The organism is Bradyrhizobium sp. SZCCHNS3002 (assembly GCF_032377435.1).
Classification (GTDB): domain Bacteria; phylum Pseudomonadota; class Alphaproteobacteria; order Rhizobiales; family Xanthobacteraceae; genus Bradyrhizobium.
The window spans coordinates 72,678-99,327 of the sequence record NZ_JAUHHY010000010.1 but is presented as its reverse complement, the minus strand read 5'-3'; the positions used below and the strand labels follow the sequence as shown (position 1 = coordinate 99,327).

The following is a 26,650-nucleotide window of genomic DNA, read 5'->3' as shown; positions in this document are numbered from 1 at the left end:
GAATAACGCTGGTGGAGACGTGCGCGTGTTCTCAACATCGTCGCCATCGTCAAGCAACAGAATATATTCGTCAGCAATCTCGCGGCGCCGTGCGCCCGAGTCCCGTTCTGGTCTCAGCACTCAGAGATGAAGAGGGCGCAGGGCAGGTGAATCGGCTTATACGTGATCTCTCTGGTGCCCCGGGCTTTCTGGTCACCGTCACGTGCGTGCGGCCTGCCGTCTTTGAGGAGCACCTGTTCCTCGGCTAGCGTGCAACTCTACGCCCGCCACGGGGACCCACTCCCGGCGCTCGTTTCTGCACAGGCCAAGCGCTCTGAGCGGCATCAATCGGATCATGGGTGACGAGATCAAGGATCTCGTTGTTGGCGAAGCCGATCGCCATGGGGCGCACCACGTCTGCCACCACGCCCAGATCGTAGAATTCGGTTACCGCCCCGTCGATCCGAAACCAGTTTTCGCAGACACCGGTATCGAGATTGATCAATTGGATTCCGCACCACGGTTCGGAATCGGTTTCGGCTAACCGGCGATCCAGTGCGAGACCCTCGAACCGCTCATAGCGAGGTTTCGACAAGCCAACGAAGGCATAGTTGCCGAAAAACGCGAGCCCGCGCACGAAGCCGGGACAGAAGGCCAAAACCTGGAACGTCGCGCCGGCTGCTGAATGCGCGATCCACCCGATCTCCCCTGTGCCCGAGTTAAGCACCCACAATCTCCCGCGATAGAGTCGGGGGGAATGAGGCATCGAGAGACCGCCGATCACTATCTCGTTGGAGTGCACGTCGACGACGATGCCGCCATCGGAGCGACGGTCGCGCCAGCCATCGACGGTATCCGATTTGCTGATCGCGGTAACGTAGCGAGGGGTGCCGTCTTCGATGGCAAGTCCGTTCAGGTGACATCGGTCCTCCTTGACGATCTTCGAAATGAATGAAGGCTTCCACAGCGGCGTGAAGCTGTGCCGTTCCGATATTGAAGCAAGACAATTGTAAAGCGTGTTGACGAAGACGATGCGGCCATCGCTCAGCACCCCGACGTCGTGAACATCGAGCTCGCCGGTGGTGAATATCTGGCGCGGGACATAACAGGCATCGTGCAGATCGTTGATCCGCTGGCCGGGCGCAAGCACGTTCCTGAATTTCAGGATTTGGAACATCGTGGCGAGCAGAATCGTGTCTCTGTCCACGACGCAGAGTCCCATAGCCTTGTGAAAGAGGCGCTCGTGGACCAAGAGCCCGCCATCGACGTTCTGACCGAGGAAATAGAGTTTGCCGGATTGATAGGACGAACCCACGATGGCGATGCGCTGAGAACCAAGAAACTCGGGCAGTCCGGGGGACATGGAGTACCGAAGCGCCTCCCCGCCGGCTTGGCCGACCTGTTCCGCGGGAAGGCGCAGGCCAGTTTGATCGGCGGGCAAAATCTCGTTTGATTCGAATGTCGGCACATCGTCACGACAGCACATGGATGCTTCCCCAAACGGCGGTGGACCCGACAAGAGGCCGCGCCTCTTCAGCGCGGCCCAGGAGAGCGCCTCGAAAGACGGGATCGACCTACGACTTTGTGATCGAAGTGCGGCATCTCCTGGTTGTCGAGTGATTTTTGACATATAAAGGTTGAATTTCCCAGCCCAAGGAGGGGGGCGCTTGTCCGACAGGTCTCTATGCCGGCAGCTGGTGCTGTCGTCTTCGATGCTGGTGGGTGCTGTTTCCGGCTATAGCCGCCGGGCCTACTCTGCTTGCGCCAATGTGGGCGGTTCCAATTGGGAATGCTCGGGGGCCAGCACCGCCCAGACGATTTCGGGCGCCAACGCGCACGTGACTGCGCTATCGGGATTCCGCATTACCACTGTCTCCGCGAATGCCCTCACGATCACCGGCGCTGGCGACCTTTCATATACCGACACGAACTCCTCTCCGTTTACCGCGAGCGCCGGTAACGGACTCAATATGACGACGACAGCCGGCGTTCTGGGCAGCATCACAGTCAATACCAACGGTGATATCACCGCCCTCAACTACGGCATTCGGGGCCGCAACCAGGGCACCGGCGCGCTCAACATCACGACCAATGGCGATGTCGTCAGCACGGGCACAACCGCGGTATCGCGGGGAATCGTGGCGATCAATTTCGGCACTGATCTGACCGTGACAACCGGCGCGGGCTCCAACGTTAGTGGCGCACGCTACGGAATTCTGAGCCGCAACTACGGCACTGGATCGACGACCGTGACGGTCAATGGTGACGTCACAGCCGCCGGCACGACCGGCAGCGATTTCGCGCTTCTCGCGAGAGGGAACGCGGATGTCACGGTGACCACAACCGCCGGAACCGCCGTGAGCGGCCAGGAGAGCGGCATCTTTGCGCGGAGCGATGGTAATGGCGCGGTAAAGATTACCATCTCGGGCGACGTCACAGGAACCAATACGACGGGCATATATGCGAGAAGCGGAACGAGCGGATCGATTGCGATTGCGATCGGTGCCAGAAGCCAGGTGACCTCGAATGGTACGGGGGCGGATGGTTTCGCCATTGATACATCGAGCCTCGTCGTCAGCCCCACGACTCTCACTGTGGCCGGCACGCTCAACGGCGGTGCAGGCGGCGCGGCGCGATTTCATGGTTCGGCGAACCGGCTTGAGCTTCATCCAACCGCTGTGATCAACGGCAACGTCTTCGGCGGCGGCAGCGACACCCTTGCACTGGGCGGCACGGGTACAGCGAGCTTCAACGTCGCAACGGTCGGTGCAGGCCTGCAATACCAGGGCTTCGGGACGTTTCTCAAGGAGGGCAGCAGCCACTGGACGCTTACGGGCGCCACTCCGCTCATCTCCAGCTTTGCCGTGAGTGGCGGCCTGCTCGAGGTTGACGGAAGCATGCCAAACACCTCGGTCACGGTGAATAGCGGCGCACTGCAACTCGGGAATGGCGGCAGCGGCGGCTCGATCGGCGGCAACGTCAACGACAATGGCACCTTCGCGATCAATCGTTCCGACAGCTACACGTTCGGTGGCATCATTTCGGGCACCGGGACGTTCCAACAGCTTGGCTCCGGCTCGACCATCTTCTCTGGCGCGAACACTTATACCGGCGGCACCACCGTCAGCGCTGGGACGCTGCAACTCGGGAATGGCGGCACCAGCGGCTCGATCGTCGGCGACGTGATCAACAACGGAATCTTGGCCTTCAATCGTTCCGACAATTACACCTTCGGTGGAACGATCTCGGGCCCTGGTACCCTTGAGCAGAACGGCAGTGGCACGCTCGTCCTGAGCGGGGACAGCAGCTATACCGGTCCGACGTTCGTCAACGGCGGAATACTGGACGTCACGGGGAGGCTTGCATCGACCGTGTTCGTCAACTCCGGGACCCGGCTCACGGGCAATGGCACGATCGGGGGGCTCGGTGTCGCGAGCAGCGGAGTCGTTGCGCCAGGCAATTCGATCGGGACGCTTAATGTCTCCGGCGATCTATCCTTTGCCTCTGGCTCCGCCTACGAAGTCGAGACCAACGCGACCGGGGCCGCAGACCGGATCGCGGCGACCGGCACGGCAAGACTCAATGGCAATGTTGTTGTCCTGCCGCAAAGCGGTGCCTATGGCTTCCGTACGACCTACAATATTCTCAATGCCGCCGATGGCGTCATTGGTACCTTCTCTGGGGTGAGCAGCAACTCTGCGTTCCTGTTTCCCAGCCTGAGTTATGATGCCAACAACGTGTTCCTCTCGCTGACCCAGTCGACCTTCTTTCCGAGCGTCGCGCGGACGGCAAACCAGCTGGCCGTAGCCACCGCTCTCCAGGAAAGCTCGCCGGACAGCCGGCTTTTCGGCAGCGTTATCTTCCAGACGGCGGCCGGCGCGCAGCAGGCGTTCGACGCGCTATCGGGCGAACTTCATGCCAGCGCACGGACGTCCATTGTTGAAGACGGCCATTACGCCCGGGATGCCGTCCTCGGACGCTTGCGTCAAACTTCGTTTGAGGACCGTTTTGGGGCCTTTGCGGGTTTTGGCTCCGAAGGTCCGGCCGTGATCTACGGTGATGCCGATCGATCCCCGCCGAAGCACCTGGCCTATGTCGATACGGGCAGGCACATTTTCCGCGCTGGCAGCATTCCTTTGTCGGCCAACGCATCCACATCGCGGAATATTGCCTGGTGGGCTCAGGGAGTGGGGGCTTGGGGCACGGTTCATGGTGACGGGAGTGCTGCTGGTATGAGCAGACGCCTGAGCGGCTTCTTCAGCGGAGTAGACGGGCGGCTGGGAGACAACTGGCGGGCAGGCGTTGCACTCGGCTACACCAATTCGAGGATGAGCATCGATGCCCGTGCGAGCTCGGCCGATATCGAGAGCGCATCTTTCGGCGTCTATACAGGGTTGGGCGTGGGTGCCTGGAACGTCCGCTCGGGGGCACTTCTGAGTTTCAGCACGATTGGGAGCGCTCGCTCGATCAGCTATCCCGGTTTTCTCGAACGGGCGACCGGGCGCTATGGCGCGTTCAGCTCACAATTATTTGGTGAGATTGGGTATGATCTAAACCTCGCGAATGCTGTTGTGGAGCCATTCACAGGTTGGTCCTGGATCCATCTCCATACCAATGGCTTCGATGAGGCCGGTGACGTTGCCGCACTTTCCGTCGCATCGCGCGAGGAGGACGTGGGTTATACCGCGATCGGGTCGCGCGCGTCGGCGGTGATTGGATTGTCGGGCGGAATGGCGCTCAAACCTTCAGCATCGCTCGCTTGGCAACACGGGTTCGGCCAGCTTAAGCCGGAAGACTACCTGCTTTTCAGAAGCACGGGCGCTCGATTCGACATCGCCGGGGTGCCGCTCGCCCGCGATGCCGCCCTGGTGCAAACCGCGCTTGATCTGCGCACAGGCGCCAATACTGTCATAGGATTGTCCTATCGCGGCAATCTTTCGACCAGCACCCAGGATCATTCGGTCGAGGGGCACATCAAAATTCAATTCTAGCTCTATCCGGCAAAAGATATTCGGAGCGATGCACGAGGCGATTCGGCATCTTATCGAGACGTGCCTACGATTTGCCCGCGACTGCGCAGCACACTTTCGAGCGTTGCCTGGTTTTGTCCTTGCCGCAGATGAACAATGAGCTTGGATGATCTTCGTTTGCGACTGAAACCTTACAGCAGAATTGGCTACGCAGGTTGCTCCGAGCTTCGCACGGCGTCATGATTGATGGATCCTGCGGCATTCGGATCGAGGAGAACATGACGCCATCGGCCGGACATCCCAACGCTGACGGCCTGCGCATCCGGCCGATGCGCCCGGACGAGATTTCGCTCGCCATCGATTGGGCGGCGGCCGAGGGCTGGAATCCCGGCCGGTCGGATGCGGCCTGTTTCGCCGTGGTCGATCCCGGCGGCTTTCTGATTGCCGAGCGTGAGGGCGTGCCGGTCGCAACCGTGTCCTGCGTGAACTACGACGACCGCTTCGCCTTTCTCGGCTTCTACATCGTCCGTTCCGAGCTGCGCGGGCACGGCTACGGCTTGCGGCTCTGGCAGGCGGCGATGGCCCATGCGGGTTCGCGGGTCGTCGGGCTCGACGGCGTGGTCGCGCAGCAGGACAACTACCGGAAATCCGGCTTCAGCTATGCGTATGCCAATATCCGCTACGGCGGGCGACCCGTAGCCCTGCCGCAGTCGGTGGAGCGATCAGGTGTCGTCACTCTGGGCGATGTGTCGTTCGCCGATATCGAAGCGTCAGACGCGACCGTGTTTCCTGCCCCGCGCCGTGCATTCCTGCGGGCCTGGATCGACACGCCCGGTCATCTCGGCCGGGCGCTGATCCGCGACGATACGCTAGCCGCCTGGGGTGTGATCCGTCCGTGCCGCATCGGCTACAAGATCGGTCCGCTGGTTGCCGAGAGGCGCGATGATGCCGAGGCCGTAATCGCGGCTCTGTTGAGCACGGCCGGCGAAGCCGAGGTGTTCCTCGACGTGCCCGCGATCAATTCCGCGGCGGTGGCGCTCGCCGAGAGCCTCGGCCTCAAGCCGGTGTTCGAGACCGCGCGGATGTACACCGGGCCAATCCCGCCGCTACGGATCGAGCGGGTGTTCGGCGTCACCACCTTCGAGCTCGGTTAGCCCAGCGGCCGCGCGAAGCTCAGTTCATGACCGTCGGGATCGGTGAGGTGAAAATAGCGCTCACCCCATTCGGCGTCGCGCGGCTCGGTCGAGGGCGTGAAGCCGGCGCCGAGCGCCTTCGCGTAGACGGCGTCGACGTCGGCGACATGGAAGATGATGCGGCCCCACCAGCTCCATTGCTTGTCCTTGGGCATGGCGATCAGGTTGAGAAAGCCGAAGCCGACCCTGAAACTCGTGAACGGCGTGTGGGCGCCGCCATGAGCGATGTTGTCGAAGCCGAGCGCGCGATAGAAGGCGACGGCACGCGCCATGTCGTGGGTGGCGATGGTGATCGCGCTGATGCTCTCGATGGTCATGAAGGCGCTCCGAGCCCTAGTGGAAGCCGCGTTGCAGGAAAGCGTATCCTGCCGGTGTCAGGCAAGGGCAGCGTCGCGGCTCATCGCCAGCGCCGCCGGCTCATTGCCGCTCCCAACGCAATAAAGACCGCGGCGCCGAGCGCGACCGTCATCGCGCGCGCGACATCACCGGGCACCAGCAGGGTCTGCTGGGCCGCGCCGCGGCTGAACGAACCGCGGGTGCGGTGCAGGCGCGTCACCGGGTGATCGAGATTGTCGGTGCGGTCGGGCACCAGCGGCACATCGGTCTGTTGCCCGGCGATCGCCTTGGCTGCGAGGTAGCGGTCGAGCAAAGCCGGCGCGACGGCGTTACCGAGGATCGTGAGCAGTGTCGGCCAGCCGATCCAATATTCGCGGAAGCCGCCGTCGGCAACGCGATAGACGGCGTCCGCGATCACCTCGGGCTCCACCGGCCGGCCCATCGGGCGTGGCGTATGCGCAAGGTGCGCGCGGGCCCAGTCGAATTGCGGTGTGTTCACCGCGGGCAGATCGACGATGCTGAGCGTGATGCCCGAGCGCTCGTGCATCAGCTCGGCACGCAGCGAGTCGGTGAAGCCCCGGATCGCATGTTTGGCGCCGCAATAGGCCGCCTGCAGCGGAATGCCGCGATAGGCGAGCGCCGAACCGATCTGAATGATGCGGCCTTCGCTGCGCCGGCGCATCGAGCGCAGCGCCGCCATCGTGCCGTGCACGAAGCCGAGATAGGTGACCTCGGTGACGCGGCGGAATTCTTCCGGCGTGATGTCCGCTACGGTCGAGAACACCGTCTCCATGGCGTCATTGATCCAGATGTCGACCGGACCCAGGCGCTGCTCGAGCCGCTCGGCCGCGTCGAACAGGGCCTGCGCATCGGCGACATCGACGGCCTCGTATTCGGCATGGGCAAACCGCGCCTGCAGCTCGCGCTGGACGTCGCGCAGCGCTTCCTCGTCGCGCGCGATCAGGCCGATGCGATCGCCGGCCTCGCCGAAACGCTTCGCGATGGCACGGCCGACGCCTGCGGAGGCGCCAGTGATGATGATGGTGCGAGTTCGTCTGCGAGGCATGTCCGGTTTCTCCACGCGCCCCTTGGTACAAACGTGCGGCGGCCGGCAATGTTTCGGGCCGGTCAAGCCGGCCGAATGAATTCTCCGTCAGCTTTTGACGGCGCCGGGGAGTTCGACGCGCGATCCACCGAGCTCCGAGAGGGCACGCCAGTCCCCTCGAGATCGTTGGAACGGTAGAATTCGCAGAGCTTTGCTGTGCGACCGAGCTCAGCCCGCATTGGCCTTGAGGCCGGCGGCTTCGATGCCGGCGACCGCGCAGATCTCGTCATTGTCGGAGGTATCGCCGGAGACGCCGACGGCGCCGACGAGCGTGGTGCCGTCCATGATCAGCACGCCGCCGGGCACCGGGACCATGCGCCCCTGGGCCAGCGTGTTCACGGCGTCGATGAAATAGGCCTGCTCCTGCGCGCGCTGGAACAGGGCGCGGGAGCCGAGGCCGAGCGCGAGCGCCCCATAAGCCTTGCCGTGCGCGACCTCGGCCCGCATCAGGCTGGTGCCGTCCTGCGCGGCGGCCGCTTTCAGGCAGCCGCGGGCGTCGAGCACCATCACGGCGAGCGGCTTGAGCTTCTTTTCAAGGCCTTTGGCGAGGGTGGCATCGAGGATCTTGCGGGCGGTGTCGAGAGAGAGGTCGGCCATGTCTGTGAGTCCCTGTGTCATTAACTCAAACGAAGCTGCGTAGGGTGGGCAAAGCGTAGCGTGCCCACCATCTTGCGAAGCGGAAGGTCCGCGGTGGGCACGCTTCGCTTTTGCCCACCCTACGGACTACGTAGATGCTCGCCCTCGCTCCAGGCTCATCGCCAGGAGCTGCGCGGCGTGAACGGCGCCACGATTGGCGCCGTCCTGGATCTGGTGGCGGCAGGAGGTGCCGTCGGCGACGATGAACGTTGCAGCGTCGGCCTTGCGCACGGCTGGTAGCAGCGACGCTTCCGCCATTTGCAGCGAGACCTCGTAGGTCTCCGCGCCATAACCGAAGGCGCCGGCCATGCCGCAGCAGGAGGATTCGATGGTCTCGACCTCGAGCTCCGGAATCAGCCGCAGCACCTGCTCGACAGGCTTGAAGGCGGCGAAGGATTTCTGATGGCAATGGCCGTGCAGCAGCGCCTTGCCGGGCAGGGGGGCGAGCGGCAGCGCGAGCCGGCCGCTCTCGGCCTCGCGCGCCAGAAACTCCTCCAGCAGCAGCGCATGTGCGCTGATCGTTTTCGCGGTCGCGTCGTTGCGCAGCGACAGCAGCTCGTCGCGGAGCGTCAGCAGGCAGCTCGGTTCCAGGCCGATGATCGGCACGCCGCGCGATGCGAACGGCGCGTAGGTTTCGACCAGGCGCTGCAGCTCGGACTTGGCTTCGCCGACGAGGCCGGCGGAGAGAAAAGTGCGGCCGCAGCACAGCGGGCGGCCACCATCCGTCGGCTTCGGCACATGCACGCGATAGCCGCCGGCGATCAGCACGCGCAGCGCGGCGTCGAGGTTTTCGCGCTCGTAGACGCGGTTGAAGGTGTCGCCGAACAGCACGACCTCGCGGCCATCAGCCGGACCGAACGCGTCGGCGTCGACACGGAAGGTGTCGCTGCGGAAGGCCGGCAGCTTGCGCCTGGCGCTGATGCCCGCGACGCGCTCCATCAGTGCGCGCAGGGGCGCGACGTGATTGCGCAGGTTCACGAGCGGCGCGAAGCGGGCAGCCATATCGGCATAGCGCGGCAGATAGGCGACGAGCCGGTCGCGCAAGGTGAGGCCATGCGTGGTCGCGCGGGCCGCCAGCACCTCGATCTTCATCTTGGCCATGTCGACGCCGGTCGGGCACTCGCGGCGGCAGGCCTTGCAGGACACGCAGAGCTTCAGCGTCTCCATCATCTCGTCGGACGACAGCGCGCCGGGACCGAGCTGGCCGGAAATCGCGAGTCGCAAGGTGTTGGCGCGGCCGCGCGTGACATCCTTCTCGTCGCGGGTGGCGCGGTAGGACGGGCACATCACGCCGCCGTCGAGCTTGCGGCAGGCGCCGTTGTTGTTGCACATCTCGACCGCGCCCTGGAAACCGCCGGCGGCGCCGGGATAGGCCGACCAGTCGAGTACTGTCTTGATGTCGTCGACGCGGTAGTCCGGCGGATAGCGGAACAGCGAGCGGTCGTCCATCCTGGGCGGATCGACGATGCGGCCGGGATTGAGCACGTTCGCCGGGTCGAAGCGCCGCTTCACTTCCTTGAAGTCGGCGAGGATGCGGCTGCCGAACATCTGCTCATGGAATTCCGAGCGCACGATGCCGTCGCCATGCTCGCCGGAATGCGAGCCCTTGTACTCGCGCACCATGGCGAACGCTTCCTCGGCGATCGCGCGCATCGCCTTCACGTCCTTCTCGAGCTTCAGGTTCAGCACCGGACGGACATGCAGGCAGCCCTCGGAGGCGTGCGCATACATCGTGCCGCGCGTGCCGTGCCTGGCGAAGACCTCGTTGAGCCGTGCGGTGTAGTCGGCGAGATGCGGCAGCGGCACCGCGCAGTCCTCGACGAACGACACCGGCTTGCCGGCCTCCTTCATCGACATCATCACGTTGAGGCCGGCGGCGCGGAAGTCGGCGACCGCGGTCTGCAGCGCAGGGTCGGAGATCTCGACCACGCCGCCCCATTTGCTGATCTCGTTGCTCCAGGAGAAGCCGAGGTCGCCCATCAGCTCGGAGAGCTGCTTCAGCTTGGCGAGGTTGTCGTCGGCAGTCTCCTCGGCGAACTCGACCACCAGGATCGCGTCGGGATCGCCCCGCACGGCCGCCGCGATCACCGGCTGGAACATCGCGATGTCGCGGCCCAGCCCGATCATGGTGCGGTCGACCAGCTCGACGGCGATCGGCTTCAACTTCACCAGATGCTGGGCCGCATCCATCGCCTGATAGAAGCTCCCGAAATGGCAGACTCCGAGCACCTTGGTGCGGATCAGCGGCCACAGCTTGAGCTCGATCCGGGTGGAGAACGCGAGCGTGCCTTCCGAGCCGACCAGCAGGTGGGCCATGTTGTTGGCCGCGTTGCGCGGCGTCAGCGCGTCCAGATTGTAGCCGCCGACGCGGCGCTGCACCTTGGGAAACTTGTCGGCGATCTCGGCCGCCTCGCGCTCTCCCAGCGCCAGCATGTCGCGAAACAGCGCGCGGGCGCCGTCGGGCGCGCTGACGTCACCAAGGTCGCGCGGCACCTCGCCGAAATGCGCCAGCGTGCCGTCGGCCAGCGCGGCGTCGATCGCGATGGTGTTGTCGCGCATGGTGCCGTAGCGCAGCGAGCGGCCGCCGCAGGAATTGTTGCCGGCCATGCCGCCGATCGTGGCGCGCGACGCCGTGGAGACGTCGACCGGAAACCACAGGCCGTGTTTCCTGAGCTGGCGGTTGAGATCGTCGAGCACGATGCCCGGCTCGACCACGCAGGTCCGGGCCTCGACATCGAGCGAGACGATGCGGTTCAGGTGCTTGGAAAAATCGACGACGATCCCCGCGTTGACGGTCTGGCCGCATTGCGAGGTGCCGCCGCCGCGGGGCGTGACGATGCGGCCGTCGTCGCGGGCGATGGCGAGTGCGCGCAGCGCCTCGTCCATCGTGCGCGGCACGACCACGCCCGCCGGGATGACCTGGTAGAACGAGGCGTCGGTGGCGTAGCGGCCGCGGTTGAAGCGGTCGAAGAAGACGTTGCCCGTGATCTCGGCGCGGAGCTTCTGTTCGAGCCTGGACGGACCGGCTTTGGCGTTCGGCATGGTGATCCCTGGTCGGGCCCGGCTGTCGTCCGGCGGGCGCTGTTCCGCCCGGTGTCATTCATTTCCGCAAATGCGTCAATCTGATTGCATGCAAATTTGCGCAATCCCGGGCGTTATTCGACCTTGTCCGGCTTGGCTCCCGCCAGCGGCGGCTGGCTCTCTGCGAAGTAGGCGATCGCAGCCGCGCCCTTGTTGCGCAGATGCTGGAACAGGATGTCCGACAGCTCGCTTCCGGCGCGGCGGCGCAGCGCATCGAGGATCAGCTCATGCTCGCGCATGGCCTCGCTCCAGCGCTCGCGCTTGCGGGCGAAATTGGCGGAGAAGCGCACCCGGCGGATGCGGCCCGCCAAGCTCTCATAGGTCGCATGAAGGGTGGCATTGGCGGCGGCGTCGACGATCGCGCGGTGGATCAACTGGTTCATGCGGAAATAGCCCTGCATGTCCTGCCGCATGTAGAACCCGTACATATCGTGATGATATTGCTCGATTTCCGTGATCGCTTCATCCGAAATCTTCTCGCAGGCGAGGCGCCCGGCGAGGCCTTCCAGGCCTCCCATCAGGTCGAACAATTCATGGATGTCGGCGGCGCTGAGAGGGCGCACCCGGGCGCCGCGATTGGGCAGTAGCTCGACCAGCCCTTCGGCTGCGAGCACCTTCAGCGCTTCGCGCAAGGGCGTGCGGGATACCCCCAGCATTTCGCAAAGCTGGCGCTCGGACAGGCGTCCGCCGTCGGCGACGTGGCCCTCGACGATGTAGTCGCGCAGCCGTGCCAGGATCTCGTCATGCAGCGAGGTCTCGTCCCGCGCGGGCACGGATCGACCGCTTGGCCCTGCCAAGGGCGGCGTCTCGATATCGGGAATCGTGGAATTCATCTTACCCATTGTAGCGGTAGTTACAGATGTGGTCGACCTCATCCGTGAATGCGTTTAAGCTCTTGCACGTCAAGAAATTGAATGCAATCATGGGTGCCAGAATGCCGTCGTCTCCCTGGAGTTCTGCCGTGACCCGTCCCCAAGGCCGTCATTTCCTGCATATTCCGGGCCCAAGTCCGGTGCCCGAGCGGGTGCTGCGGGCCATGGACATGCCGGTGATCGATCACCGCAGCGCCGAGTTCGCCGAGCTGGGGAGGGCCGTGCTCAGCGGCTCGCAGACAATCTTCAAGACCACGAGCCCGGTGATCATCTACCCGTCCTCGGGCACCGGTGCCTGGGAGGCTGCCATCGTCAACACGTTGTCGCCGGGCGACAGGGTGCTGATGGTCGAGACCGGCCACTTCGCCACGCTGTGGCGGCAGATGGCGGCGCGGTGGGGCATCGAGGTCGACTTCATTCCTGGCGACTGGCGCCGTGGCGTCGATCCCTCTGTCATCGAGGAGAAGCTGGTCGCCGATGCCGGCCATCGGCTCAAGGCGGTGATGGTCGTGCACAACGAGACCTCGACCGGCGCGACCAGCCGGGTCGGGGAGGTGCGTGCCGCCATGGACCGCGCCAAACATCCGGCGCTGCTGATGGTCGACACCATCTCTGGTCTCGCCTCGGCCGACTTCCGCTTCGACGAGTGGAAGGTTGATGTCGCCGTATCCTGCTCGCAGAAGGGTTTCATGCTGCCGCCGGGGCTCGGCTTCAACGCCATCTCGGACAAGGCGCGCCTTGTTGCCAAGGGCAACAAGATGCCGCGCTCGTTCTGGGACTGGGAGGACATGCTGAAGCTGAACGCGAATGGCTTCTTCCCCTATACCCCGGCGACGAACCTGCTCTATGGCCTGCGCGAAGCGATTGCCGTGCTGCTCGAGGAGGGGCTCGATCAGGTGTTCGCGCGCCACCAGCGCCTTGCGGCCGCGACCCGCGCCGCGGTCGAGCATTGGGGCCTCGAGGTGCTGTGCCAGGAGCCAAAGGATTTTTCGCCGGTGCTGACCGCCGTGCTCATGCCGCCGGGCCATGACGCCGATCAGTTCCGCCAGGTCGTGCTCGATAAGTACAACATGTCGCTCGGCTCGGGCCTGTCCAAGGTCGCGGGCAAGGTGTTCCGCATCGGCCATCTCGGCGAGTGCAACGCGCTGACCTTGATGGCTGCGCTGAGCGGTGTCGAGATGGGGCTGCGCGCGGCCGGCGTGCCGCATCGCGCCGGCGGTGTCGATGCCGCGATGGCCCTGCTCGACGAGCCATCGCAGGGCAATGCGCCGAGTCATCTTGCGGCGGTGACATGAGGCCAAATCGCGTGCCGCAAGCCGGGGTGCCCCGCTATGCCGCACTGCACAGAAGAAGGGGATTTGTGTGCATCTGAGGGATGTCAGCCCGGAGCGATCGGTGCTTGCGTCTTCTTTATTGACGCCAGCGGTCTGGCGGGAGAAAAGCGCGGCGAGCGCGTGGCATGCCACGTCCGCGCACCAACCAAATGACCGGGGATGGACGCCAATGACTGTGCACACGGGACGGCATTTTCTTCAGATTCCGGGGCCGACCAACGTACCCGACCGCGTGCTGCGCGCGATGGACATGCCGACCTTGGACCATCGCGGTCCTGAGTTCGCCGAGCTCGGCTTCGCGGTGCTGGCGGCCAGCCAGCGCATCTTCCGCACCAAGCAGCCGGTGATCATCTATCCGTCGTCGGGAACCGGCGCGTGGGAAGCCGCGATCGTCAACACGCTCGCGCCCGGCGACAAGGTGCTGATGGTTGAGACCGGCCAGTTCGCTGTGCTGTGGCGGGGCATCGCCGACAAGTTCAAGCTCGACGTCGACTTCATCCCCGGCGACTGGCGTCATGGCGCCGACATCGCGGCGATCGAGCAGCGTCTGGTCGACGACAAGGCGCACAAGATCAAGGCCGTTTGCGTCGTGCACAATGAGACCTCGACCGGCTGCCTGACGCCGCCGCTCGAGGTGCGCAAGGCGCTCGACCGGTCCGGCCACCCGGCGTTGCTGATGGTCGACACCATCTCCGGCCTCGGCTCGATGGAGTATGAGCACGACGCGTGGGGCATCGACGTCTCCGTCGCGGGCTCGCAGAAGGGCCTGATGCTGCCGCCGGGCCTCGGCTTCAACGCCGTCTCGGAGAAGGCGCTCGCCGCCGCCAAGGCCAATCCCGGCATGCGCTCCTACTGGGACTGGCAGGAGATCATCACCTTCAACAAGCTCGGCACCTTTCCCTATACGCCGGCCTGCAATCTGCTGATGGGCCTCAACGAGGCGCTGAAGATGCTGGAGGAGGAGGGCCACGAGAATGTGTTCGCCCGCCACCGCCGCCACAGCCTTGCGACGCGCGCCGCTGTGAAGGCGTGGGGCCTCGACACGCAATGCGCCGATCCGCAGGCGCATTCGCCGGCGCTGACCGGCGTCGTCATGCCCGACGGCCATGATGCCGATCAGTTCCGCAAGACGGTGCTGGAAAACTTCGACATGTCGCTCGGCACCGGCCTCAACAAGATCAAGGGCAAGGTCTTCCGCATCGGTCATATCGGTCATTTCAACGACCTGATGCTGATGGGCACGCTCTCCGGCGTCGAGATGGGCCTGGCGCTCGCCAACGTGCCGCATCGCGCCGGCGGCGTGCTCGCGGCGATGGATGTCCTGAAGGCGCGCGAGGCCGCGCCGATTCCGAAGGTGGCCTGATGACCGCGCCTGTGACCGGCTCCGACGATCTCATCTATGCCGTCGACGACGGCATCGCCAAGATCACCTTCAACCGGCCGCAGGCGCGCAACGCGATGACGTTCGCGATGTACGACCAGATGGCCTCGATCTGCGAGGCCATCAATGGCGATCGGTCGATCAAGGCGCTGATCCTGACCGGGGCCGGCGACAAGGCCTTCGCTTCGGGCACCGACATTTCACAGTTCCGCGCCTTCAAGACCGCGCAGGATGCGCTCGACTATGAGGCGCGGATCGACCGCGTGCTCGGCACGCTGGAACTGTGCCGTGTGCCGGTGATTGCGGCGATCGCGGGCGCCTGCACCGGCGGCGGCGCCGGCATCGCCGCCTGCTGCGACATCCGTATCGGCACAGAGACCACGCGCATCGGTTTTCCGATCGCGCGTACGCTCGGCAACTGCCTGTCGATGTCGAACATTTCGCGCGTGGTCTCGCTGATTGGGCCTGCGCGCACCAAGGATCTCATCTTCAAGGCGCGGCTGGTCGAGGCGCCCGAGGCGCTGGCGCTCGGTCTGCTCAACGAGATCGTGCCCGACGTCGAGACGCTGCAGACACGCGCGCTGGAGACCGCGAAGCTCATCGCCTCGCACGCGCCGATCACCCTCGAGGTGACCAAGGAGGCGGTGCGCCGCATCCGCCGGACCCTGTCGCGGGACGAGGGCGAGGATTTGATCCTGCGCGCCTATATGAGTGAGGATTTCCGCGAGGGCATGGAGGCGTTCCTCAACAAGCGGACGCCGAACTGGAAAGGCAAGTAGTCCGATGCCGTGCTTGCGACCTTATGCCGAGGAACATGAGGCCGCATCGTGCTTGTGTTCTTGAACTGACCACAATAAGCCAGCAGTATCCTGGTAGGATGCAAGCTGGCGTTTCGAACGGGGAAGAAAACACGTGCGCAAACTGATCAAGATCGCGGCCGCGACGGCGGCCATTTTCACAAGCGCTCCGGCCTTTGCCGGCTGGGAGCCGACCAAGCCGGTCGAGATCGTCGTCGCCGCGGGCGCCGGCGGTGCATCCGACCAGATGGCGCGGATGATGCAGGCTGCCATTCAGAAGAACAATCTTCTGAAGCAGCCGGTTGTCGTGTCGCTGAAGGGCGGCGCGTCGGGCGCCGAAGCCCTGATGTACATGAAGTCCAGCGACGGCGATCCGAACAAGATCCTGATCGCCTATTCGCTGATCTACATGCTGCCGCTGTCGGCCAAGCTGCCGTTCGACTGGCACGAGCTGTCGCCGGTTGCGGTGATCGCACTCGACCAGTTCGTGCTGTGGGACAACGTCAACGGCCCAAAGACGGTGAAGGAGTTCATCGATGCCGCCAAGACGTCGGCCTCGCCGTTCAAGATGGGCGGTACCGGCTCCAAGCGAGAGGACCACGTGCTGACCGTCTTCATGGAGAAGAAGACCGGCGCCAAGTTCTCCTATCTGCCTTACAAGTCGGGGGGCGAGGCCGCGACCCAGCTGGTCGGCGGTCACACCGAATCCAACGTCAACAATCCGTCGGAAAATCTCGAAGTCTGGCGCGCCGGCCAGGTGCGTCCGCTCTGCGTATTCGACAAGGAGCGCATCTCCTACACGACGAAGGTCACCGAAACGCAGTCCTGGAACGACATTCCGACCTGCAAGGAGCAGGGGCTCGACGTGCAGTACCTGATGCTGCGCGGCATGTTCCTGCCGGGCAAGGTGACGCAGGAACAGCAGGAGTTCTACATCGACCTGTTCAGCAAGCTGGTGCAGACATCGGAGTACAAGGACTACATGGAGAAGCAGGCGCTGAAGCCGATCTTCCTCACTGGCAAGGACATGCTGCAGTTCCTCGAAGAGGATGGCTCGCTCAACAAGCAGCTGATGACGGAAGCGGGCTTCGTCGCCAAGTAAGGCTGGACGGGGCGAGGGGATGAGGAGGATCGATGTCCAACGCTGAGCTCGAGATTGCCGTCGACGATCCGACCGCGCCGGAGGAGAATTCTCCGGCCGTCACCTCCACCGGGACCGTCGACGTCGCGGTGTCGCTGCTGCTGCTCGCGCTCGCGGTCGTGCTCGCCTGGGACAATTGGCGGACCGGTGCGTCCTGGGACTCGACCGGTCCGGAGCCCGGCTACTTTCCGTTCTATCTGTCGGTGATCCTCGGCGGCGCCAGCCTTTACGGGATCGGCGCCGCCTTCCTGTCGAGCAAGGAAGCAGTCGAGACCTTCGTGACGCGCGCGCAACTGCGCCGCGTGATGGCCGTGTTCGTGCCGACCTTGTTGTTCTGCATCGCGATGCAGTTCCTCGGCATCTATGTCGCGAGCTTCCTGCTCATCGCCGGGTTCATGCGCCTCGTCGGCAAGATCGCGATCTGGAAATCGCTGCTCACGGCGTTCCTGTTCAGCGCCGTGATGTTCGTGACGTTCGATGTCGTGTTCGACGTGATCATGCCGAAGGGCCCGCTCGAAGCGGCGTTCGGGTACTGATACCGGTCTCTCCCCGTCATTGCGAGGAGCGAAGCGACGAAGCAATCCAGGGCTGCGCATTCGACTCTGGATTGCTTCGCTGCGCTCGCAATGACGGCAAAATAGCTGGAATGGAATCATGGAAGCCTTGGGTCTGCTGCTGCACGGGTTCGCGGTCCTCCTGACCTGGAAGACGCTGCTCTTGATGATGGTCGGGCTGGTGCTCGGCGTCTTCGTCGGCGTGCTGCCCGGGCTGGGCGGCCCCAACGGCGTCGCCATCCTGCTGCCGCTGACCTTCTCGATGGACCCGACCTCGGCCATCGTGATGCTGTCCTGCATCTACTGGGGCGCGCTGTTCGGCGGCGCCATCACCTCGATCCTGTTCAACATTCCCGGCGAGGCGTGGTCGGTGGCGACCACTTTCGACGGCTATCCCATGGCGCAGCAGGGCAAAGCAGCGGAAGCGCTGACCGCCGCCTTCACCTCGTCGTTCATCGGCTCGCTGGTCGCGGTGATGCTGATCACCTTCCTGGCACCCTGGATCTCGTCGTTTGCGCTGAAGTTCGGTCCGCCTGAATTCTTCGCCGTGTATCTCCTGACCTTTTGCTCGTTCGTGGGCCTGGGACGCGAGGACAAGCACAAGACGGTCATTGCGATGGCGCTCGGTCTGCTGCTTGCCGGCGTCGGCATGGACACCGTGTCCGGTCAGTTGCGGATGACCTTTGGCTCGACCGATCTGTTGCGCGGCATCAACTTCCTGGTCGCGGTCATCGGCCTGTTCGGCATCAGCGAGATCCTGCTGACGATGGAGGAACGCCTGGCGCTGCGCGGTCACGCGGCCGCGATCTCCTTGCGCACGGTGCTCGCCGTCTGGAAGGACCTGCCGAGATACTGGATGACCCTGCTGCGTTCCTCAGTGATCGGCTGTTGGCTCGGCATCACGCCGGGCGGCGCGATCGCGGCCTCCTTCATGGGCTACAACCTCGCCAAGCGCTTCTCCAAGGACCAGGACAGTTTCGGCAAGGGCCGTATCGAGGGCGTGTTCGCGCCCGAGACCGCAGCGCACGCATCGGGCACCGCGGCGCTGTTGCCGATGCTGGCGCTCGGCATTCCCGGCTCGGGCACCGCGGCGATCCTGCTCGGCGGCCTGATGGTGTGGGGCCTCAATCCCGGGCCGCTGCTGTTCGTGGAGCACAAGGATTTCGTCTGGGGCCTGATCGCCTCGATGTATCTCGGCAATGTCGTCGGCCTCGTGCTGGTGCTCTCGACCGTGCCGATCTTCGCCTCGATCCTGCGCGTGCCGTTCGCGGCGGTGGCGCCGATGATCGTGGTGTCCTGCGCGATCGGCGCCTACGCCATCCAGAACGCGATGTTCGACGTGTGGCTGATGCTCGGCTTCGGCGTCGTCGGCTATGTCTTCAAGAAGATCAAGATCCCGCTGGCGCCGTTCACCTTGGCGCTGGTGCTCGGTAGCCGTGCCGAGGATGCATTCCGGCAGTCGATGATCATCTCCGGCGGCAACATGAAGGTGTTCTGGGCCAACGGTCTCGTCGGCACCATCACGACGCTGGCGATCCTGCTGCTGTTCTGGCCGCTGATCGATCGGCTGGTGGCGAGCTTCGGCAAGTCCAGCGCGCCTGCGGCGAAGGCCGAGGCGTAGGGCAAGCTGGCCGCGACGTATTGGGCCTCATGGTTCGAGACGCGCCGCGCTCGACCGTTGCCATTTTCGTTGGTCTGGGCGCGGCGCTCCTCACCATGACGGGCTAGGGACCGAGCGGCCGCCTTACACGAGGCCATGAACACGCCGACCGCGTATTCATGGAGAGAATCTTGATCGCGCCGCGGATTCAGACCTCGTCCTGAGGGGCCCGCCCCTTGGCGGGCGTCTCGAAGGATGGCCGCGGAGAGGTGAGCGCCGCGCCAGCTCTCACCACGCGTAGCGCACGGTCCCTTTGCCTGCATAGGAGCGCGTGACGTTCGAGAGCTCGCTCTCCAATGTGGCCATTGCGCTCCAGCCGTTCAGCCAATTCATCTCGACCGATGTGGTCGCTAGCGCGGAATCGCGCGCCTGCGCTGCGCCGTTCACGACGAAGCTCACGCCCGGCAGCGTCTGGAAGGTCGCGGCGACTGAACGATCGGGATTGAAGTCGTGCGCCCAGGCGAGTCGGCCGCGCAAGGTGAGAGTGCCATCGCTCAAGGCATAGGACTTGTCAGTCCGCAGGCCGAGCTCAGTGCGCGTATCAGCGACCGTCTTGCCGTTGTAGCTCAGCGCGAACGTCGAGGCCCCGGCGACGGCTTGCTCGACGTAACCGGGCAGCCGCAGGCTCGTGACCTGCGCCGCTGCGTACGGCGTCAATCCGATGCCGCCGACCGGCGCAAGGAAGCGGGTGCCGCCCTCGATGCGGCCGGTCCAGGCGTGGGCCTGATAGGTCGCGCGCAGCCGGTCGGCGCCGGCGATGGTGACGGCACGGTCGGTGGTGACGTCCTGCCAGCCATAGGCCAGGGCGGCTCTGAGATAGCTCGGGCCGATATGATGATGCAGATAGGCGCCGGCTTGGAATAGGTCAGAACGGCCGGAGCCGAGGCCGCCGACGCTGAAGTTGGTGCCGCCGCCGCCGAGCGCGAAGCCTGCAATGGTCTGCGGCGCGATCCGGTAATCGGCGCCGACAGCGGTGCCGGCGATGCGGCTGGTGGTGTCGCTGGAGCCGACGCCCGCATTGCCGCTGGTCGATTGTGAGCCGCCGAAGCCGGCCGCCCAGACATTCCAGCGCTGCGCGAAGTCCGCCGGCCTGTCGTCGGTCAGCATCGCAAAGGCATCGGTGCGCTTGCGCGTGGGGTCCGCATAGCTGCTCGCGCTGCCACTGCCGGTACCGCGGCCAGCACGCTGTGCGAACGGATCGGTCAGCAGTCCCGCGAACTGGCTCATCGCGTTGAACGTCGTCTGCTGGCTCCCCGTCGCGCTCTCACCGGACGCCTGTGTGAGCCCGGCTTGATTCATCTTGCCGAACACGACCGGAATGTCGCCGCTGCGATCGAAGAAGGCCGAGAGCGTATCGCCGACCGCCTTCTGATTGCCGTTGAGTCCGCCAGGCAGGGCGAAGGCGAGGATCAGGTCGAGATAGACGTTGTTGGCATCGTAGCTCAGGCTGGTCTTGAAGCCGGAGGGCAGGTTGGTCTTCACCACCGAGCCGAAGCTGCCCGTAATGCCGCCGCTCGTCGTCAGAATGGTGTAGCGCTTGTCGACATAGCCGCCGGCGTCGAACTCGGCCTTGACGGTCGCGCCGCCGAGCGTGGCCGATCCGGTGACGCTGGCGAACGAGGCCGTCGTCGGATCGATCTGCACCAGATAGAACGCGCCGGACTGGAAGGCGAGGTTGCCGACGATGGTCATCGACGACCCCGCGGTGCCGTTGCCGGGCGCCAGCGTGCCGCCATCGTTGATGCCGACGGTCATGGGTGGATCGACCAGGCCCGCGCCCATCAGCGTGCCGCCGGCGTTGACGGTCACACCGGACGTGTTGGTGATCGCGCCCTCGACGTCGAGCACGCCGCCGTTGATGATGGTCGCACCCGTGTAGCTGCTGGTGCCAGTGAGCGTCATCCGGCCGTTGCCGGTTTTGGTGAAGCCGCCGCTGCCGGAGACCGTGCCTGAGAAGGTCGTATTGCCGTTGTTGCCGCCTGATGTCAGCGTCGCCGCGCCGAGCAGGACGCTGCCGCTGCCGGTGAGCGAGCCGATGGACTGATCAAAACCGTTGAGATCGAGCGTCGCACCCGGCGCGATCATGAACGCGCTGGCCGAGGCGAGCACGCCGGAGGCGCCGGCCTGCAAGGTGCCGGCGCCGATCGTGGTCGCGCCGGTGTAGCTGGTCGGCCCGTCGAACCGCATCGTGCCGGTGCCGACCTTGGTGAAGCCGCCGCTGCCGGAGATCGTGCCGGTGTAGCTCGTGCTGGCGTTGTCGCCGCCTGACGTCAGCGTGCCCGCGCCGAGCAGCACGGCGCCGCCGCCCGTCAGCGAGGCGATCGTCTGATTGAAGCCGTTGAGATCGAGAGTGCCGCCATTGTCGACCTCGATGGAGCTTGAGGGGGCGAAGGCGCCGGCCGCGCCGGCGCGCAGCGTGCCGCCATCGACGATGGTCGCCCCGGTGTAGGTGTTGGTGCCGCCGAGTGTGAGCACGCCCGGGCCGCTCTTGACGAAGGTGCCACTGCCCGAGATCGTGCCCGAGAACACGGTGGCGCCGCCATTGTCGCCGATCGCCAGCGACCCGTTGGTTCCGAGGAGGACGCTGCCGCTGCCGCCAAGTCCGCCGATGGTCTGGCCCGTGCCATCGATGTCGAGCGTCGCACCGCTCGCGATCATGTAGCTGCTGGCGACCGAGAGAACGCCGGACGCACCGGTCCGCAGGGTGCCGCCGCTGATGACGGTGTCGCCGGCAAAAGTGGTCGTCCCGGTCAGCGTCAGGGTGCCCGCGCCGAGCTTGGTCAGTCCGCCGCTGCCGGTGATCGTGCCGCTGAGCGTGGCGTTGTTGCCGTTGGTGTCGAAGCTGCCGCCGCCGGCATTGAGCGTGATGTTGCGGCTGGAGCTGAAGCCCGCGAGATATTGCAACGTGCCGCCGCCGAACGAGAGCCCGCCGGAGGCCGCGCCGAGGCTGGCGTCGGAGGAGACCGCGAGCGCACCCTGGTTGATGGCCCAGGACGTGACGGCGGTCGTGGTGCCGGTCAACGTCCAGGTGCTCGTGCCGGTCTTCACGAAGCTCGAGAAGCCTTGATACTGCGCCGAGGCGCCGATCGTGGACGCGTCGAAGGTGCCGTTCACAGCGCCGCCGAGCCGGAAGGTGTCGCTGCCGGTGCCGACCACGTTGCCGTTGATGATCGAGCTCGCCCAGATCTCCAGCGTGTTGCTGCCGCCGGTGAAGGTGATTGCGTTGGCGCTGGTCACGGCGACGCCGCCGGTATTGAACCCGGCCGAGATCGTGCCGCTGTTGATGATGGTGAGATTGGCGCCGGTGACGCCGGCCCCGGCCGGACGGTAGTCGCCGTCGTTCGCATTTGGGCCAACGCCCTTGTTTCCTGAAGCGCCACCGCTGATGCTCCCGGAGTTGATCAAGGTTCCACCGGCTGCGAAGACCGCGCCTGCACCGCCATTGCCGCCATCGCCACCGGCGTGGAATTGGATGCTGTTGGCGGTGTTGCCGCCATCGCCGCCTACGCCACCGAAAATCCCGCCAGAATTGACCAGGATACTGGTGCCGGTCAGATAGACGCCGTAACCACCATCGCCGCCGTCGCCTCCACGACCAGTGCCGTTGGCGACGCCGCCGGGACCGCCGCCACCAGCAGTGATCACCCCAACGTTCGTGTACGTCAGGCCGCTGCCATCCACGACCACCCCGTAGCCGCCCGCTCCACCGCCGCCGGCTCCGAAGCTGAGGCTGGTCGAGCCGCCCCGTCCGCCATTGCCGCCGGTTACGGTTGTCGAATTGACGTCGTTCGTGATGACCACCGCGCCATGAGCGCCACCACCGCCACCGCCGCCGCCGGTGCTCCCGCTGCCGCTTTCGCCGGCATGTCCCCGCTCGCCCGCGCCGATGCCGCCTTGGCCCCCCAGGGTCTGGCCCGTGCTGTCACCTCCGCCGTTGCCGCCGTTCACACCCGCGCCGCCGCCGCCGCCTCCTTGCGCAATGTTGGCTCCGGCACCGCCATCGCCGCCCGAACCAGTGGCCGAACTCGTGCCGCCATTCCCAGTCGCTGCGCCGCCGTCGCCGCCACTCGTCGCCTGGGCGAGGACTGGGCTGGCGAGCATGACGGTGAGTAGCGCTGTCGTCGCTGCCAGCCAACGCAACTGAGTACGTCGGAGTGAATCGGCCGATGTCTCGTTCTTCAATCTGCCTGGGATCAGCACTTCAGCCCTTCGCGCGACTCGATATCAGGCCGGTGCCGATCGACGGACGCAGGCCGTCGTCCAAAGCACGCAAATTTGCGGGGGCGGGAATTGTGACTTTTTGGGTGAATTGAGCGGCATTGCAGATCGTAATCGGACTGTGGCACCGCCGACACGTTTACGAGAGGCCGGATCGGCAGCGACGGACCGTTGTTCGAATCGCTTCCGCGCTTCTCCAGAGGTTGTGTCTTTGCGATGACAGCATTTTAGGCAGCACAGTGGTAGGCTTCATTCATGGGCAGACGTCGTGCTGCTCACGCGCGGTGCCTGATCTCTGGTCATCGCGCCCTGATGTTTCCTCCCGAGACGATCACCTTGCCCGGCGCGTGCGTCGGGCTTTTTTTTGCATTCGGTGGATCAGGGTTCGCAGCTCATCCCGTCACCCTCGAAAAGAAAAAGCCTCCGTCCGGCTTTTCGGAACGAAGGCTTCGAGCAAAGGTGATGTAGGTCAGCGAGGACGCGAACCCGAGGCAGGTCAGCCTCAGTTGGCCTTCTCCGCGACCGGCATGTGGTACCAGTCGGACTCGTTGTCCAGCATCGTCTCATCGAAGGGCAGCGCGCCGTCGTGATTCAGAGCGGCGGCGTTGACGTCGCGGACGATATCCATCGCCGACAGAAACTCGTTCAATTCCGATGCGCTCATGACCCGCTACTCCTCAAGCCCGCGGGCCCCGGGGGTCCGCGATCAACTGATGAGAAGAGGTTAACGCGGTCTCGCTCTGGCCTCAATCCCGCCCAGGTCGAAGTTCCAACGTGGTGACATCTGGGCCACAGCGGCGGGATGCCGCAGCTTGGTCATATTGCACTTGCTCACACGACGCGATGCAGCCGGAGATCGGCGATCTCGCCGTCGGTGAAGCCGAATTCCGAAAGGATCTCCTCGGTCTGCTCGCCGAATTCCGGCGGCCGCGCCGCCATCCGGCTCGGCGTGCGCGACAAGGTGAAGGGCTGCGCCACCAGCGTGATGTCACGGCCGTCGTCGCTGGCGACCTGCTGAGCCATCCCGAGATGCTTCACTTGCGGATCCTCGAACATCTGATCGATCGCGTAAATCGGGCCGCAGGGCACGCCGGCGGCGTTGAGCTCGGCAACCCATTGCTCGCTCGTCTTTGCCAGCGTGCGCGCGTTGATCTCGGCGTTGAGCGCGTCGCGGTTCTTCGAGCGCGCCGGCGCGGTGGCGTAGTCCGGATTGTCGATCCATTCGGGCGCGCCGAGCGTCTGGCACAGCCGCTCCCAGATCCGCCCGCCGGTCGCGGCGATGTTGATGTAGCCGTCGGAGGTCTTGAACACGCCGGTGGGGATGCTGGTCGGATGGTTGTTGCCGGCTTGAGGAGCGACCTCCTTCTCCATCAGCCAGCGCGCGGCCTGGAAGTCGAGCATGAAGATCTGCGCCTGCAACAACGAGGTCTGCACCCACTGGCCCTCGCCGGAGACCTCGCGCTCGAGCAGCGCGGTGAGAATGCCCATCGCGCAGGACAGGCCCGCCGAGAGATCGGCGATCGGGATGCCCGCACGCATTGGCCCTTCACCGGGCGCGCCGGTGATCGACATCAGCCCGCCCATGCCCTGCGCGATCTGATCGAAGCCGGGCCGCTTGGCATAGGGGCCGTCCTGGCCGAAGCCGGAGATGCTGCCATAGACGATGCGCGGATTGACCTTGCGCACCGCCTCGTAGTCGATGCGGAGCTTGGTCTTCACGTCGGGCCGATAGTTCTCGATGACCACGTCGGCCTGCTTCGCCAGCCGCATGAACACGTCGACGCCTTTGGGATCTTTCAGATTGAGCGTCATCGCGCGCTTGTTGCGATGCAGGTTCTGGAAGTCGGAACCGCGGCGCGGGCCGCCGAGCGCCTCGCCGCCGTCTTCCATCATGGCGTCGATCTTGATGACGTTGGCGCCCCAGTCGGCGAACTGCCGCGCGCAGGTCGGGCCGGCGCGGACCCGCGTCAGATCGAGCACGGTGAAGCGGGACAGGGCTTTGGACGCGCGCGGAAAGGCCATGCGGACGAACTCCGAGAGACGGGACATGGCTGTATAGGAGAGCGCGCGTGATGCGACAATTGCGTGGGGGCGGTGCGCGCCGCCGCGCTCATGCCGCTGGTGCAGGGCTTCCCGCTACGGGGACAATGAGAGGAATTCACCGCTCGTCGGCGATCACCTTGCCGTCGTTGGGCAGCGCGCCTGGCGCGACCAGCTCGATGCCGCCGCCGAGCTTGGTGATGTTGCGCAGGCTGGCTGAGAGCGCGTCCTGCAGGCCATCTGACGGCGAGGCGCATTCCGCCTTCAGCGTCATCGCGTCGGTCTCGCCGGCACGGGTCACGACCAGCCTGAGGCGGCCGAGCTCCGGGTGGCGCTTGCCGATCTCGGCGACCTGCTCGGGGCGCACGAACATGCCCTTGATCTTGGTGGTCTGGTCGGCGCGGCCCATCCAGCCCTTGATGCGCATGTTGGTGCGGCCGCAGGCGCTGATGCCGGGCAGGGCGGCGGTGAGGTCGCCGAGCGCCAGGCGAATCCAGGGGTGATGAGGATCGAGCGACGTCACGACGATCTCGCCGACATCGCCTGGCGCCACCGGATCGCCGGTGCCGGGGCGGACGATCTCGAAGATCAGGTCCTCGTTGACGACCATGCCGTCGCGCGCTGCGGTCTCATAGGCGATGATGCCGAGATCGGCGGTGCCGAACGCCTGATAGGCATCGATGCCGCGCGCCTTGATTTCGGCCTGCAGCGACGGCGGGAACGCCGCGCCCGACACCAGCGCGCGCTTGAGCGAGGAGACGTCGCGGCCAGCGCTGGCGGCGCCGTCGAGCAGGATTTTCAGGAAGTCGGGCGTGCCGCTGTAGCCGATCGGGCGATAGGCCTCGATCAGCTCGAACTGCGCCTCGGTGTTCCCTGGTCCCGCCGGAATGACAGCGCAACCGAGCGCGCGCGCCGAGGCATCGAAGATGAAGCCGCCCGGCGTCAGATGATAGCTGAAGGTGTTGAGCACGACGTCGCCACTGCGCAAGCCCGACGCGAACAGCGCGCGGGCGCCGCGCCAGGGATCGTTGTGCGCTGCCTCCGGCTCGAAGATCGGTCCGGGCGATGTGAACAGGCGCGAGAACGCGCCGGGCGCCTGCGCGACGAAGCCGCCGAATGGCGGCGCCGCCCTGTGCAGCGCCGGCAGCTCCGATTTGCGCAGCACCGGCAGCTGCGCCAGCGCGGCGCGGGTCGTGATGTCTCCGGGATCGATGCCCTGCAGCAGCGCCGCATACGCCGGTGCCGTCGTCGCCGCGCGCAGCACGTCGGGCAGGCGGCCGAACAGCTCCTGCTCGCGGGCTGCGGGATCACGGGTTTCGAGGGCGTCGTAGTGGGTGGTCATTGCTCGTGTCC

At 65.2% G+C, this 26,650-nt stretch carries 18 protein-coding genes; 8 read left to right on the top strand and 10 right to left on the bottom strand.

The annotated features are described in order from the left end of the window. Nucleotides 1–244 precede the first annotated feature (244 nt). Nucleotides 245–1,465 (bottom strand): TIGR03032 family protein, encoded by a 1,221-nt coding sequence (locus QW845_RS21655; protein ID WP_315803577.1) that lies wholly within the window; start codon nt 1,463–1,465, stop codon nt 245–247. A 181-nt stretch (nt 1,466–1,646) separates the two neighbouring features. Here QW845_RS21655 and QW845_RS21650 point away from each other — a divergent pair, with 181 nt between their 5' ends. Together QW845_RS21650 and QW845_RS21645 are read left to right on the top strand one after the other, a co-directional pair. Then, nucleotides 1,647–4,970, top strand: a complete 3,324-nt coding sequence (locus QW845_RS21650; protein ID WP_315803576.1) for an autotransporter domain-containing protein — start codon at nt 1,647–1,649, stop codon at nt 4,968–4,970. A 308-nt stretch (nt 4,971–5,278) separates the two neighbouring features. Continuing rightward, entirely contained in the window at nt 5,279–6,103 is an 825-nt protein-coding gene (locus QW845_RS21645) for a GNAT family N-acetyltransferase (protein ID WP_409997949.1), read from the top strand. Here the strand turns inward: QW845_RS21645 and QW845_RS21640 are convergent. The 5 genes from QW845_RS21640 to QW845_RS21620 form a co-directional block, all read right to left on the bottom strand. Further along, nucleotides 6,100–6,459, bottom strand: coding sequence for a VOC family protein (locus QW845_RS21640; RefSeq protein ID WP_315803575.1), 360 nt, complete (start codon nt 6,457–6,459; stop codon nt 6,100–6,102). The two genes, QW845_RS21645 and QW845_RS21640, sit on opposite strands and share 4 nt — an antisense overlap. Nucleotides 6,460–6,539: 80 nt before the next feature. Beyond that, the gene (locus tag QW845_RS21635) at nt 6,540–7,544 is read right to left on the bottom strand and encodes an SDR family oxidoreductase (protein WP_315803574.1); all 1,005 of its coding nucleotides are present in this window, start codon (nt 7,542–7,544) and stop codon (nt 6,540–6,542) included. A gap of 207 nt (nt 7,545–7,751) precedes the next feature. Beyond that, nucleotides 7,752–8,180: a GlcG/HbpS family heme-binding protein gene (locus QW845_RS21630; protein WP_315803573.1), complete on the bottom strand. Its 429-nt coding sequence runs from the start codon at nt 8,178–8,180 to the stop codon at nt 7,752–7,754. Between the two features lie 126 nt (nt 8,181–8,306). Beyond that, a complete protein-coding gene (locus tag QW845_RS21625; RefSeq protein WP_315803572.1) occupies nt 8,307–11,261 on the bottom strand; it encodes an FAD-binding and (Fe-S)-binding domain-containing protein in 2,955 nt (984 codons plus the stop codon). Nucleotides 11,262–11,374: 113 nt separating this feature from the next. Then, a complete protein-coding gene (locus QW845_RS21620; RefSeq protein WP_315803571.1) occupies nt 11,375–12,133 on the bottom strand; it encodes a GntR family transcriptional regulator in 759 nt (252 codons plus the stop codon). Between the two features lie 128 nt (nt 12,134–12,261). Between QW845_RS21620 and QW845_RS21615 the strand changes: the two genes are divergently transcribed. The 6 genes from QW845_RS21615 to QW845_RS21590 all read left to right on the top strand — a co-directional run bounded on the left by QW845_RS21615 (nt 12,262) and on the right by QW845_RS21590 (nt 19,000). Beyond that, entirely contained in the window at nt 12,262–13,467 is a 1,206-nt protein-coding gene (locus QW845_RS21615) for an alanine--glyoxylate aminotransferase family protein (RefSeq protein ID WP_315803570.1), read from the top strand. 208 nt (nt 13,468–13,675) lie between these two features. Then, the gene (locus QW845_RS21610; RefSeq protein ID WP_315803569.1) at nt 13,676–14,869 is read left to right on the top strand and encodes a pyridoxal-phosphate-dependent aminotransferase family protein; all 1,194 of its coding nucleotides are present in this window, start codon (nt 13,676–13,678) and stop codon (nt 14,867–14,869) included. Further along, a complete protein-coding gene (locus tag QW845_RS21605; RefSeq protein WP_315803568.1) occupies nt 14,869–15,666 on the top strand; it encodes an enoyl-CoA hydratase/isomerase family protein in 798 nt (265 codons plus the stop codon). Before QW845_RS21610 ends, QW845_RS21605 begins: the two co-directional genes overlap by 1 nt. 133 nt (nt 15,667–15,799) lie before the next feature. Next, the gene (locus QW845_RS21600; protein ID WP_315803567.1) at nt 15,800–16,786 is read left to right on the top strand and encodes a Bug family tripartite tricarboxylate transporter substrate binding protein; all 987 of its coding nucleotides are present in this window, start codon (nt 15,800–15,802) and stop codon (nt 16,784–16,786) included. Nucleotides 16,787–16,818: 32 nt separating this feature from the next. Then, nucleotides 16,819–17,361: a tripartite tricarboxylate transporter TctB family protein gene (locus tag QW845_RS21595; protein ID WP_315803566.1), complete on the top strand. Its 543-nt coding sequence runs from the start codon at nt 16,819–16,821 to the stop codon at nt 17,359–17,361. A 118-nt stretch (nt 17,362–17,479) separates the two neighbouring features. Continuing rightward, a complete protein-coding gene (locus tag QW845_RS21590; RefSeq protein ID WP_315803565.1) occupies nt 17,480–19,000 on the top strand; it encodes a tripartite tricarboxylate transporter permease in 1,521 nt (506 codons plus the stop codon). A 267-nt stretch (nt 19,001–19,267) separates the two neighbouring features. Here QW845_RS21590 and QW845_RS21585 read toward each other — a convergent pair whose 3' ends face one another. The 4 genes from QW845_RS21585 to QW845_RS21570 all read right to left on the bottom strand — a co-directional run bounded on the left by QW845_RS21585 (nt 19,268) and on the right by QW845_RS21570 (nt 26,639). Beyond that, complete coding sequence (locus tag QW845_RS21585) at nt 19,268–23,179, bottom strand: autotransporter domain-containing protein (RefSeq protein ID WP_315803564.1); 3,912 nt, start codon at nt 23,177–23,179, stop codon at nt 19,268–19,270. 580 nt (nt 23,180–23,759) lie between these two features. Then, a complete protein-coding gene (locus QW845_RS21580; RefSeq protein WP_315803563.1) occupies nt 23,760–23,921 on the bottom strand; it encodes a hypothetical protein in 162 nt (53 codons plus the stop codon). A gap of 167 nt (nt 23,922–24,088) precedes the next feature. Beyond that, nucleotides 24,089–25,279 carry a CaiB/BaiF CoA-transferase family protein gene (locus tag QW845_RS21575; RefSeq protein ID WP_315803562.1) on the bottom strand — a complete coding sequence of 397 codons (1,191 nt, stop codon included), beginning with the start codon at nt 25,277–25,279 and terminating at the stop codon, nt 24,089–24,091. Nucleotides 25,280–25,415: 136 nt separating this feature from the next. Continuing rightward, nucleotides 25,416–26,639, bottom strand: coding sequence for a phenylacetate--CoA ligase family protein (locus QW845_RS21570; protein WP_315803561.1), 1,224 nt, complete (start codon nt 26,637–26,639; stop codon nt 25,416–25,418). Nucleotides 26,640–26,650: the final 11 nt, after the last annotated feature.